Origin of the sequence: Desulfuromonas thiophila (assembly GCF_900101955.1) — a bacterium.
Classification (GTDB): Bacteria; Desulfobacterota; Desulfuromonadia; order Desulfuromonadales; family Desulfuromonadaceae; genus Pseudodesulfuromonas; species Pseudodesulfuromonas thiophila.
This window is the reverse complement of the sequence record NZ_FNAQ01000008.1, coordinates 87,853-99,781: the sequence shown is the minus strand read 5'-3', so window position 1 is coordinate 99,781 and position 11,929 is coordinate 87,853. Positions and strand designations below refer to the sequence as shown.

General features: G+C 62.4%; 12 protein-coding genes. 1 reads left to right on the top strand and 11 read right to left on the bottom strand.

The window, feature by feature from the left end; genetic code table 11:
- Window positions 1-169 precede the first annotated feature (169 nt).
- On the top strand, window positions 170-763 hold the full coding sequence (locus tag BLR80_RS12710; RefSeq protein ID WP_143012114.1) for an HNH endonuclease: 594 nt from the start codon (window positions 170-172) through the stop codon (window positions 761-763).
- A 209-nt stretch (window positions 764-972) separates the two neighbouring features.
- Here BLR80_RS12710 and BLR80_RS08190 read toward each other — a convergent pair whose 3' ends face one another.
- From BLR80_RS08190 to BLR80_RS08140, 11 genes are all read right to left on the bottom strand, one after another.
- Window positions 973-1,821, bottom strand: a complete 849-nt coding sequence (locus tag BLR80_RS08190) for a hypothetical protein (protein ID WP_092078479.1) — start codon at window positions 1,819-1,821, stop codon at window positions 973-975.
- A gap of 188 nt (window positions 1,822-2,009) precedes the next feature.
- Entirely contained in the window at window positions 2,010-2,891 is an 882-nt protein-coding gene (locus BLR80_RS08185; RefSeq protein ID WP_092078476.1) for a GNAT family N-acetyltransferase, read from the bottom strand.
- The gene (nifV, locus tag BLR80_RS08180; RefSeq protein WP_092078472.1) at window positions 2,888-4,036 is read right to left on the bottom strand and encodes a homocitrate synthase; all 1,149 of its coding nucleotides are present in this window, start codon (window positions 4,034-4,036) and stop codon (window positions 2,888-2,890) included. The genes BLR80_RS08185 and nifV overlap by 4 nt, the downstream gene beginning before the upstream one ends.
- A 303-nt stretch (window positions 4,037-4,339) precedes the next feature.
- Window positions 4,340-5,017, bottom strand: coding sequence for a type 1 glutamine amidotransferase (locus BLR80_RS08175; protein WP_092078469.1), 678 nt, complete (start codon window positions 5,015-5,017; stop codon window positions 4,340-4,342).
- Between the two features lie 26 nt (window positions 5,018-5,043).
- Window positions 5,044-5,910 (bottom strand): radical SAM protein, encoded by an 867-nt coding sequence (locus BLR80_RS08170; RefSeq protein ID WP_092078466.1) that lies wholly within the window; start codon window positions 5,908-5,910, stop codon window positions 5,044-5,046.
- Between the two features lie 120 nt (window positions 5,911-6,030).
- Window positions 6,031-6,300 carry a ferredoxin III, nif-specific gene (gene fdxB, locus BLR80_RS08165; RefSeq protein ID WP_092078465.1) on the bottom strand — a complete coding sequence of 90 codons (270 nt, stop codon included), beginning with the start codon at window positions 6,298-6,300 and terminating at the stop codon, window positions 6,031-6,033.
- A 93-nt stretch (window positions 6,301-6,393) separates the two neighbouring features.
- Window positions 6,394-6,774, bottom strand: a complete 381-nt coding sequence (gene nifX / locus BLR80_RS08160; RefSeq protein WP_092078505.1) for a nitrogen fixation protein NifX — start codon at window positions 6,772-6,774, stop codon at window positions 6,394-6,396.
- Window positions 6,775-6,937: 163 nt separating this feature from the next.
- Window positions 6,938-8,401, bottom strand: a complete 1,464-nt coding sequence (gene nifK / locus BLR80_RS08155; protein WP_092078463.1) for a nitrogenase molybdenum-iron protein subunit beta — start codon at window positions 8,399-8,401, stop codon at window positions 6,938-6,940.
- 77 nt (window positions 8,402-8,478) lie between these two features.
- The gene (gene nifD / locus BLR80_RS08150) at window positions 8,479-9,918 is read right to left on the bottom strand and encodes a nitrogenase molybdenum-iron protein alpha chain (protein ID WP_092078461.1); all 1,440 of its coding nucleotides are present in this window, start codon (window positions 9,916-9,918) and stop codon (window positions 8,479-8,481) included.
- 15 nt (window positions 9,919-9,933) lie between these two features.
- A complete protein-coding gene (gene nifH, locus BLR80_RS08145) occupies window positions 9,934-10,797 on the bottom strand; it encodes a nitrogenase iron protein (protein ID WP_092078502.1) in 864 nt (287 codons plus the stop codon).
- A 527-nt stretch (window positions 10,798-11,324) separates the two neighbouring features.
- Window positions 11,325-11,837, bottom strand: coding sequence for a BCAM0308 family protein (locus BLR80_RS08140; protein WP_092078458.1), 513 nt, complete (start codon window positions 11,835-11,837; stop codon window positions 11,325-11,327).
- Between the last annotated feature and the right edge of the window lie 92 nt (window positions 11,838-11,929).

Genomic DNA, 11,929 nt, shown 5'->3' with positions numbered 1-11,929 from the left:
CGTTTGCTTGCTTGAGAGAACTCAACGCCGACAACCTCCCAGGGAGGGGCAATTCCGAGCGCAACGGCAAAAAGTGCTTCAGGATTCATAGTGAAAAGCAAAACCTCCGGGCAGTGGTGAGAGTAACGCTCTCATACCATTACCCACACGGAATAGCGAGGAGCCGAAAATGAGTATTGATCGAACAGAAACAATTAAAATGGCGTGTGCCATGTTAGATCAAGGAAAAACCGTATCGGCTGCGGATATGATTCGACAGAATTATCCCTTTACTCCTATCAAGAAAAATGGGCGGAAATACACGCCGCGTCAAATGACGAGGGTGTTTCTGCGTGATGGCTTTATTGATCGATATCGTGGAACCAGGCTAGTCCATCCGCCAGCGCTCAGATTATTATCGCATTACTTGCCAGAGTGCTTCCCATATCATAAGAATGGAAAGATGAATGAAGCGCACATAGCCTATTGGGAGCTATTTCCAACTATCGACCATCTTGTGCCAGTAGCACGTGGTGGAATAGATTCTGAGGAAAACTGGGTGTGCTGTTCGATGCTTACCAATAGCATCAAATCCAATTGGTTGCTGGAAGAGTTGCAGTGGGATCTGAAGAGTCCAGGGAACCCGAACGTTTGGGACGGAATGCTTTCGTGGTTTCTACGGCACGTTGACGAACACAAGGAGTTACTTGCTATTGGCTATATCAAAACGTGGTTCCATGCTGGAATGGAAATTTCGCTTAATCGGGCAGCCAGGGGTTTTTAACCTCCAGCCCCCACACCACCCGGTATGCGGGTCGCTACCAGGCGGTTCGTTGAAGTCATCATAAAGTGATCAGACCACGGTTTTGATTTTGCGTCGCCACTGGTTATCATGAGTGAATAAACAAACAACGGGCGGCAGGTTTTCCTGCCGCCCGTTGTTTGTTGGCACCCTCAGCCGGTTTACGGCTGATCCGTTTTTTCTGCCCGGCGTTATTTCTGCTGACCGCCAAACATTTTCAATATCGCCTGCATTTCCTCGGCGCTGGGCATGTCGTCGTCACCCGCGTCATCCGCGTCGTTATCCATCGCCTGCGCGGCGGCGGCCGGTGCCATCAGTTGCACCGTCGGCTGCTGACCGCTGACCAACATCTGCACCACCATGCGGGCGTTGTCGCGCATCAGGGCGTCGCCTTCGGTCGTGCGGGTCACCGGAATGCCGGCCGGCACGCGAAATTTGTCTTCCGGCACGCTGCCGGTATCAATACGGGTGGCTTCGATGCGGGTGTTCATGCCCATCATGCTGACCACCGTTTTCAGCGTTACGTCGCTGTCGGCGATGCTGTAGTTTTCGGTGCCCATCACCCGCACAACATCGCAGGGATAGCCCAGCAGGGTGGCGGCCTTGCGCTGCACCTCGCCGCCCAGGCTGTTGAGGGTACTGCGGCCGAATTTTTCGGCGTTGGCCAGGGCTTTTTTCTGCTCGGCGGCGGAAAGGCGGCCGAATTCCTCGATCATGTAGACCTCGGGGTTAACGCTCTGGCTGGCGGTGCGCGCCTTCAGATCGACGCTGTACACCCATTCCGGCGTTTTGATTTCAAGGGTTTCCTGCTCCGGCTGATTCATGCCGAACATGCGGGTGGCGCTTTTCTTGTACTGGCTGGTATACCTGCCCTGATCCTTGATGTAGAGCGTCTGGCTGCCGGTTTCGCTGCCGCTGATGCTGTAGTGGATGGTGGCCTGTTTGAACGGCAGCTTCCGTTCCCAGGGATGGGGGCCGGCCAGCAACACGGCGGGCAGGACAAGAGAAAGAATCAGACACAAAACGGCGATGCGGCGCATGACAAGTCTCCTTTGAAGCGATGAAATCGGCCAGAACAACCCGGCGCCGCTGCCGGCCCCACAGGGGCGCTCAGCCGGCGGCAGGCGAGTGCGCAAGCTAACCCAGTTCGGCCAGTCTTTCAAGGATTTTAATGCGTTGAGACTTTATTCCGCGCGGCGGCGGATGCTGCTGCCCGCCCCTTGCGACCTCAGCCACAGCTGCCCAGACTGGCCAGGGCAATCAATCCGGCCGCCGGCAGACCGGCAACGTTCTGGCCCATCAGGATGTTGACGCCCTGTGTCAGCTGGCCACAGCGGGCCAGTTCGGCGCACAGCGGCGGCGCCGGCTGCACCAGATCGGCCAGCAGCAGGGCCGAGGCGGGCAGCCGCTGGCGGGCAGCTGTCAGCAGCGGTTCCAGCTGCTGCGGCGCGCTGGTGGGCGCGCCACTGTTGAGCCAGGGACCAAGCAGCCAGACGCCGGCGGCCACCGGCTGCAGCAAAGCCAGTTGCGCGGGAGCCGGCGGATCGGCCGGCTGCTGCACCAACAGCCCCGTTGGCGCCAGCGCCGCCAGCAATTTCTGGCGGTCTTCCCCCCAGACCTGGCGATCGGCGGCCAGCAACGGCGTCAGCGACTGGCTGTCATTCGCCGCCAGCGCGGGCAGCGCGTCGGTCGACTGCTGCGCCAACCCCCGGCCCTGCCAGCGCAACATGCCCGCCACGGGCTCGAACCCCAAGCGCTGATAAAGGGGCTGGCCCTGGTGCGAGGCGGTCAGCCACAGGCGCCGGATGCCGGCCTGCCGTGCCAGCCGCACCGCCTGACGGAACAGTCGGCCGCCGCAGCCCTGGCCGCGCCAGGCGGGGGCAACCAGCAGATTGCCGATCCAGCCGCTGTGTTCATGCAGCAGCAGCGTCACCAGTCCGACCGGCTGGTCGCCACGTCGCAGTACCAGCGCCCGCCCGCCCGCCAGGCGGCAGTACAGCGCCGGTTCGCCGGTCGGCACCTGCCAGCCTTCCTGCTTGGCCAACTGACAGAACCAGGCCCAGTCACCCGCCGTCGGCCAGTCAATCCGCTCAACCCCGTGCCGCTTCATGAGGCCAGCAACTGCAGCAACTCGGCATCTTCCAGACTGCGTTTACGCTGCTGCGCCAGCCGCCGCACCTGCTGCAGCAGCCGGCCGATTTCCGCCGCCGGCAGCTCAATGCCCAGCTGCGCCAGACGGGCGGCCAGGCCATGACCGCCGGAATGCTTGCCCAGCACCAGATGGCGCACCAGGCCGACCTCGGCCGGGTCGAAACCTTCATAATTCTGCGGCGCCTTGAGCACGCCATCGGCATGCAGGCCCGATTCGTGGGCGAACACCCGCTCGCCCACCACCGCTTTCCATTCCGGCACCGGCCGGCAGCTGGCCTGACCGACAAAGCGCGACAGTTCGACAAAGCGGCGCGTATCGATGGCCGGTTGCGCCAGGCCGCAGTGTTTCAGCGCCATGACCACCTCTTCCAGCGCCGCGTTGCCGGCCCGCTCGCCCAGACCATTGACCGTGGTGCTGACAAAACAGGCGCCGGCCCGCACGCCGGCGATGGCGTTGGCCGTGGCCATGCCCAGGTCGTTATGGGTGTGCACCTCCAGCGGCAGGTCAACCTGCTGGTGCAGACAGCGCACCCGCTCATACAGCTGGAACGGATCGAGAATCCCCAGGGTATCGCAGAAACGGAAGCGGTCGGCGCCCAGGCTGCGGGCCAGCATCATCAGCTCGCAGAGAAACTCGGGATCGGCCCGGCTGGAATCCTCGCCGCCAATGGACACGTACAGGCCGTGCTGCTTGGCGAAGCCCAGCGCCCGTTTGAGCTGCTCGCGCACCCAGGCGCGGCTTTTGCCCAGTTTTTGCTGGATGTGGATATCCGACACCGACAGCGACAGGTCCACCGCCTGCAGACCACAGGCCAGCGAGGCCTGAATGTCGCTGATAACGGCGCGGTTCCAGCTGAGCAGGCGCGCCCGCAGGCCCAGATCGACCAGGGCGCGGATATCGCGCTGTTCCTCCGGCCCCATGGCCGGAATGCCGCATTCGATCTCCGGCACGCCGATTTCGTCCAGCAGGCGGGCAATGTGTTTTTTTTCGGCGAGCGAAAACACCACGCCGGCGGTCTGCTCGCCATCGCGCAGGGTGGTATCGCTGATGACAAGGGGCGGCGCCGGCGGATGCTCTGCTGCGGCAGGTGCGGGAATGTTCATCGGATGGCCCTCCAAACGAAAAAACCCGCGCCGAAACAGGATTCGGGCGGGCGTCGTTGCCAGGATGCGGCGCGGGGGCAAAGCCGCCACGCGCTTTAGATGATCCGCGGCGCTGCGGATCGCTTGTCAATCAAGGACTGGAGCAGAAAAAGGCTAAAGCAGAAAACGTGCCAGTACCGGAGCAGATACCACCGGGCCGCCAGATCAGGGCTGCAACGCTGGCAGCAAGCCCGCGCCGCCACCCCCGTGCCAGCGCGCTAGAGCCAGAGCGGGGCGCCGCGCCCCGAGGCGGTTGCCTGTTTTTCAGGCAGCCTGTTCGACCCGCTGCTGGCCAAAGCCGCGCAGCAACGGAGCAAAGCACAGGCCGTGGCGGGCCGACTGGCGGGCAAAATCGCGCGCCAGCGATGCTGCCGCCAGCGGGTCGGCGGCCAGCTGGTGGCACCACAGGCGGACAATGGCCGGTGTCACCTCGGGATGAAACTGCAGCGCCCAGCTGTTGCCGTAGCGGAAAGCCTGCACCGGACAGGTGGCGCTGCTGGCCAGCCAGCTGGCCCCGGTCGGCAGATCGAAGCTGTCATGGTGCCAGCAAAAGGCGTTGAACTCGGCCGGCAGCAGGGAAAACAGGGCATCCTGCGCCGCCGCCGGGCGACAGGACAACGGCTGCAGGCCGCATTCGCCATAGCGCTGCCGCACCACCGGCGCGCCCAGCACCTGGGCCAGCAACTGACCACCAAGACAGATGCCCAACAGCGGCAGGCCCTGCCGCAGGCCGGCGGCCAGCAGCTGCCGCACCGCTTTGAGATGGGGAAAGGCGCCATCGTCCATACAGCTCATGGCGCCACCCAGCACCACGCAGCCCCGCAGTGCCGCCAGCGGTGGCAGGGGCTCACCGGCATGGGCCTGCACCACAACGGCCGTCGGCAAGGCGCTGAGCAGCCGGCCGGCCGGCACCCGCGGATCATTCTGCACCACCAGCAGCATCAGCCCCCTCCCCTTACGCGCCGGCTTCAGGCCGAACGGCGCGCCGCCAGCAGATTGAGATCCAGATCCTGGCCGATCAGGCCGGCGGCATCGGCGCGGCACTGCTTGCAATGGCGCGCCTGCGACAGAATCAGCTCGGCCTGATTGCGGATCAGCGCCATTTCTCCCTCCGAGGGCGGCTGACACCCGGCAAACCGGCCCAGCGGAATCAGCGGCAGAATGTTCATCATGGCCACGCCCAGTTTGCGGCCGCGCACCGCCAAATCAAGGGTTTCATGATCGTTGATGCCCGGCATGTAGACATGGTTGATCTTCACCAGCAGACCGGCCTGCACCGCCATTTCGATGCCGACCAGCTGGCGGTCGATCAGATAGCCGGCGGCGGCCGGGCCGGCCAGTTTCTTGCCGCGATAGAAAATCCAGTCATACACCTGGGCGCCGACCGCGGCCGTCAGGGCATTCATGGTCACCGTCAGGCTGTGCAGTCCCAGCGCCTGCAGACGCGGCAGGGCTTCCGGCAACAACAGGCCATTGGTTGACAGGCACAGGGTCATTGCCGGATAGGCGGCCCGCACCAGTTCAAGGGTGACAAAGGTGTTGTCGTTGGCCAGCGGATCGCCGGGGCCGGCAATGCCGACCACCTTGAGCTTGTCACCAATGGTCGGGTGCGCCCGCAGCAGCCGGACGCGCTCCAGGGCCTCGACGGGCTTGAGTATCCGGCTGGTGACACCGGGCCGGCTTTCGTTGACGCAGTCGAAGCGGCGTTCACAGAAGCCGCACTTGATGTTGCAGCCGGGCGCCACCGGCAGATGAATGCGGGCGGCCGAGCGGTGGTCGCCGCCAAAACAGGGATGTTCGGAGCGGATTTTCATTTTCGGGCAGGCGTCGCTCATGCTGAAGTCTCCTTCTGAACTGCTGGGGACGCGGCAGGGGGCCGCGCGCTCACATCCTGCACGCCGTTGTGCCCGGAAAAGGCTGCCGCCGAAACGCCGGCGGCAGCGCGACCGTGCCGCTCAGACCTCCAGCGGCGCGAAACTGAAACAGCCCTTGGGGCAGGTGGTGCCACAGGCGCCACAGCCGACACAGTTGTCGGGATTGACCAGACTCATCACCATGCGTTCGGTATCGGTTTCCTCGTCGTAGAAATCCTCCGGCCCCAGTACCCCACGGGCACAGGCCTTGAAGCAGCGGCCGCAGCCAATGCATTTTTCCGGGTCGATGGCGATGGCGAAGGCCGGTATCCAGTCGGCGCCACCACGGGTTTTTCCTGTCAGACAGGCCATGGGCAATCTCCTTGAAAGCGCCTGAAGCCAGCCTCATCACATCTGCCGGGCCAGGCGGTTGCGGTGGTGAAATGAGCGGTTGAGAAACGGCCGTCACACCACGGCCGGCCGCTCGGCCTTGAGCATGGCCTTGCGCAGCCAGGGCGGCGGATTGTCCCGCAGAACCTGTTGCAGTTTCTCAACAATGCTTTCGATCTTTTCGTTATCCTTCGATTTTATCGGATGGATACGCTTGGCAACCAGCCGCGCCGCCGCCGGCCCGCCAATCTGCGCCACATAGACCAGGGCGCAGTCCTGCAGGGCGGCACAGCGCGACTCGATGCGGTCGGCCTCGTCGGCCGGGGTCTGCTGCAGCTGAATCAGACCACTGAACGCCGCCGTGGCGGTGGAAATGTCCCAGACACAAAATCGTTCCGCCTGGCCGAAATGTTCATCGACACACTGATTATCGCTACTGGCGAATGCGACCTTCATAAACAGTCCTTTCATCGTGGGGTTGCCGACCAGCATCAAGCGTCTTGCGCGCGGCATGGCGAATCTCCCGTGACATGCAGGCGGCCCGTTCCATCAAGAACCAGGGCGACTTGATCGTTCAGGCCCACCTGCATGCCCCGTGAGAAGGGCAAACGACCGACGCTCAACGCATCATCTCGAACCACTGGTCCTCGCAGGTCTCGTCCTGAATGTCGAGGAAACGGTTGGCCAGCTGGGTCAGCAGGTTGAGGGTGCCGGTGTAGCCGATCAGCGGCAGACGGTGCAGATTGATGCGGTCGATGATCGGGAAGCCGACGCGGAACAGCGGGATGCTGTGATCGCGCGCCAGATACTTGCCGTGGGTATCACCGATGATGCCATCGACCGGATCGGTGGCCAGCAGGCTGTGCAGATGCCACAGATCGCGGTTGATATAGACAGTGCAGCCCCGGCCGAATTCGCTGGTTTCCAGCAGGGCCTTCATCTCCTTCTCGAACTTGCGCGTGGTGCGCGAACAGAGCACATGCCAGGGCCGCGCGCCCAGTTCGAGCAGAAAACCCACCAGACCGAGCAAATAGTCGGGATCGCCATAAAGGGCGAACTTGCGCCCGTGCAGATACTGATGGCCATCGGTCAGGGCATCCACCGCCCGACCGCGTTCGGCCTTGAGCTCTTCCGGCACCGGCTTGCCGGTCAGTTCGCTGAGCTTGAGCAGAAAGGCATCGGTATTGCGGATGCCGATGGGCATGGCCAGGCTCTCAACCGTTCCCTGGGCCGCCTCGCCGAGCCATTTGAGGGTATTGACCGTCGAATACTTCTGCAGCGCCAGGGTGGCCTTGCCATTGAGCACCTCGGCGGCCTCCTCCAGCGGCGTGCCGCCGGGATAGGGCCGGTAGGTGCCATCGTTGACCGAATCGAAGGCGTCGGAGATGTCGGCCAGCAGGGTGAAAGGCACGTCAAAGGCCTTGAGCATCCGCTTGTACTCGCGGTAGTTGGCGGTATTGGCATCGAAGCCGGGGATCAGGTTGATCCGGCCGTTGTCGCCGCCCTGCGACTGGTGGCCGGCACTCAGGGTTTCCAGGATGCTCTTGAGCATGGCATCGTAACCGTTGATATGGCTGCCGTTGAAACTGGGCGTGTTGGCATAGGGCAACGGAAAATCTGCCGGAATATGGCCCTGCAGGCGGGCGTTCTTGATGAAGGCGGTCAGATCGTCGCCGATAACCTCGGGCATGCAGGTGGTAAACACCGCCATCATCTTGGGCTTGTAGAGGCTGTAGGCGTTCTCCAGCCCCTCGAACAGGTTGTTCTGGCCACCAAACACGGCGCCATCCTCGGTCATGGCGTCGGCCACCGTCGGCGCCGGCTCACGGAAATGGCGGTTGAAGGTGCTGCGAAAATAGGAGGCACAGCCCTGCGAACCGTGAACGAACGGCAGGGTATCCTTGAAGCCGTGCGCCACCATCTCGGCGCCCAGCGGCTGACAGGCGTGGGCCGGATTGACCACCAGCGCCTGGCGGGCGAAGTTCTTTTCGCGGTATTCCTCGGTAAATATCCATTTGCGCACCCGCTCGATCTCGGCCGGCGGTGTGCGTTCAATCCTGCGGACAGCAGACTCTGCGCTCATGATGTCAGTCTCCATTACGGATCAATGATTGATGGGAGTCGCCCAGCCCTGGGCACTACCGGCGGTTCAACAGCCGGTCAAAACGGGCTTTTGATCAGTTTCCAGGTTGGGCTGTTGATGGCCATATCGATATCGCGGGCGAAGATGCGGAAGCCTTCGTAGCCGTGATAGGGGCCGGAGTAGTCCCAGCTGTGCATCTGGCGAAAGGGGATGCCGGCCTTCTGAAAGACATATTTCTCCTTGATGCCGCTGCCAACCAGATCGGGCTTGAGCTCTTCAACGTAGCGCTCGAACTCGAACTCCGACACGTCATCGTAGATCAGCGTGCCCTTGGCCATTTCCGGCGCGGTGCGATCGTAGTCGTCCTGATGGGCGAATTCGTAGCCGGTGCCGGTGATCTGGATGCCGAGATCCTCATAGGCGCCGACGGTGTGGCGTGGCCGCAATCCGCCGACAAACAGCATGGCGGTCTTGCCTTCCAGTCGTGGACGGTACTCGTCGATCACCGCCTGGGCCATGGGCGTGTATTTGGCGATGACCGCCTCGGCCTTGGCCTGGATATCGGCATCGAACAGCGCGGCGATCTTGCGCAGGCTTTCGGCGATCTTGGTCGGGCCGAAGAAGTTGTATTCCACCCAGGGAATGCCCCATTTTTCTTCCATCACCTTGCACATGTAGTTCATCGAGCGGTAGCAATGGATCAGATTGAGCTTGACCTGGTGGGTGGCGGCGATTTCCTCGATGGCACCATCGCCGGTCCAGGTGGCGCGCACGTTCAGGCCCATTTCCTCCAGAATCGGCTTGGCCGCCCAGACATCGCCGCCGATGTTGTAGTCGCCTATCAGGGCCACGTCGTAGGGCGTCGCCGGCGCGTCGAAGCTGCGTTTTCCGATGACGAAATCGCGGATGCTGTCGTTGGAGATATGGTGGCCGAGGGACTGACTTACGCCGCGAAAGCCTTCACAGTTGCAGGGCACCACGATCTTGCCGAGTTCCTGCTCCATTTTTTTGGTCACGGCATTGATATCGTCACCGATCAGGCCCACCGGACATTCCGACAGCACCGACAGGCCGTGGTTGAGGGGAAACAGGGCGTCGGCCTCGCGCAACAGCTGTTCCAGTTTCTTGTCACCGCCGTAGACAATGTCCTTTTCCTGAAAATCCGAGGTGAAATCCATGGCGAAGGAGGTCACGCCGGGCACGCCCTGCACCAGGTTGCGGCGCGTGCCCCAGGAATAATAGCCACAGCCGACCGGCCCGTGGGAGACATGCACCATGTCGCGGATGGGGCCCCACACCACCCCCTTGGCACCGGCGTAGGCGCAGCCGCGCGCGCTCATCACACCGGGAACGGTCTTGCGGTTTGATTTGACGGCGCAGACACTGGCCTCCGGCTCATTGGCGCCCACATGGGGCTGACGTTTCTTGCGGGCTTTTTCCGGCATTTCGGCGAGGGTCTGCGCAATCAGCTTTTCGGTGCGCTCGGTGGTGATGCCGGGAATGATTTTCTCAGACATAGACTTCCTCCCTGCTCAGGCGTTTTCGGCTTTGCCAACGTTCTCCTCGTCATCCACTTCCATGATGCCGAATTCCATCAGCAGATCCTCCAGTTCCTCCATCTCCAGCGGCGTCGGCACCACAAACAGCTTGTTTTCGGCAATCTTGCGCGCCAGTTCGCGATATTCGGTCGCCTGCTTGTGCTCCGGCGAATATTCGATCACGGTCATGCGGCGCAGCTCGGCGCGCTGCACCTGGTTGTCACGCGGCACAAAGTGGATCATCTGGGTGCCCAGACGCCTGGCCAGGGCCTCGATCAGGTCGGCCTCGCGGTCGGTGTTGCGGCTGTTGCAGATCAGCCCCCCAAGACGCACACTGCCGGACGAGGCGTATTTGACAATGCCCTTGCAGATGTTGTTGGCGGCGTACATGGCCATCATCTCGCCGGAGACGACGATGTAGATCTCCTGCGCCTTGTTCTCGCGGATCGGCATGGCGAAGCCACCGCAGACAACGTCACCGAGGACGTCGTAGAACACGAAATCGAGATCTTCGGTATAGGCGCCCTCCTCTTCCAGAAAGTTGATGGCGGTGATAACACCGCGGCCGGCACAGCCGACCCCCGGCTCCGGCCCGCCCGACTCGACGCACTTGACGTCGCCGTAACCGACCTTCAGCACATCCTCCAGTTCCAGATCCTCCACCGTGCCCAGTTCGCGCACCTTGTCCATCACCGTGGCCTGGGCCTTGGCGTGCAGGATCAGGCGGGTCGAATCGGCCTTGGGATCGCACCCGATGATCATGACCTTCTTGCCCAGGCTGGCCAGACCCGCCACGGTATTCTGGGTGGTGGTGGACTTGCCGATGCCGCCCTTGCCGTAGATGGCGATCTGCCGCATTTTTTTCTCTGCCATGGTCGTGCTCCTTTCGCTGCTTGCGTTCTAGGTATGAATGCCGTTTTGATCTGCTGCCGCGTTCGCCGTTAAACGCACGAAGCCCTTTCCACCTGCTGGCAGAAAGGGCTTCGTTACCCTGACCGGCGCCGCCATGGCCCCGATGTGATTGCTTTACCTCGCGTAACAAAAAAAAGGCGCCTGCGAAAACCTTCTTCGCAGGCGCCTTTGCCTGTCATGAGCCGTGATGATCTGCTCTGTTGTAAAACCGGCCCGGTCGGCACAACCCTGTGCCCGGTCGGTCTGTTCTGTCGATTCTGCGTCCTGCTGCCGGGTGCGCCGCTCTGGCGCGAAATCCGTGCGAGCTTACCGCCTGACCAGAAGCACGAGACGTGCCAAACCGCAAGAAGACCCCGCTACCACCAGCCGGCGCCTGTTTGGGCAGCAGTCCGGCGCCACATTGCCCTGGCCACTGCCCGCTCCAGCGGCATCACGGCACAGGCTTTGCCCACAAAAGCGGCAAACGCGGCTCTTCAGCGCTGCCAGCTGACCCGACAGATGCGATTATCTTCACCACGCTGCACCAGCAGTTCCCCCTGGTGGGCGCTGTGCAAAGCCCGGCCGAGATGCTCGGCCAGTTTTTCCTCGGTGGTTTCCACCACCAGCGTCTCCCCCCGTTTTTCCAGACAGAGCATCCGCTCCAGCGGATTCTTGGCGCGCGCCCGGGCCTCTTCGTTCTTGAGCAGACGGCAGATCTCCTCCTCGTGCTGCCACAGGTAATCGCCCTGCAGCACCACCACGCCCTCGTAGTAGCCATCACGCATCTTCAGACAGGCCGGGCACAGTACCAGCGGGGCATTGTCCTGCTGCTGCGCCTGGGCAAAGGCTTCCTCGTCCAGATACCAACGCTTGTTGCGGTACTGGGCATGACAGCCACTGCAAAACGCGCCCTCGGCATACGTCTGCTGATTGGCGTAGGGATCATTGCTGGTCTGAACCCGCCCCCGCTTGTCATTGATACCGAACTTACCAACATCCCGATTCATACTGCAGCCTCCTTCCCGCAGGCTCATCCTGCGCCGGCAAGTATAGCACTCCGTGGCCATCTGCCCAGCACAGGGGGGATGGTGACCGGCCA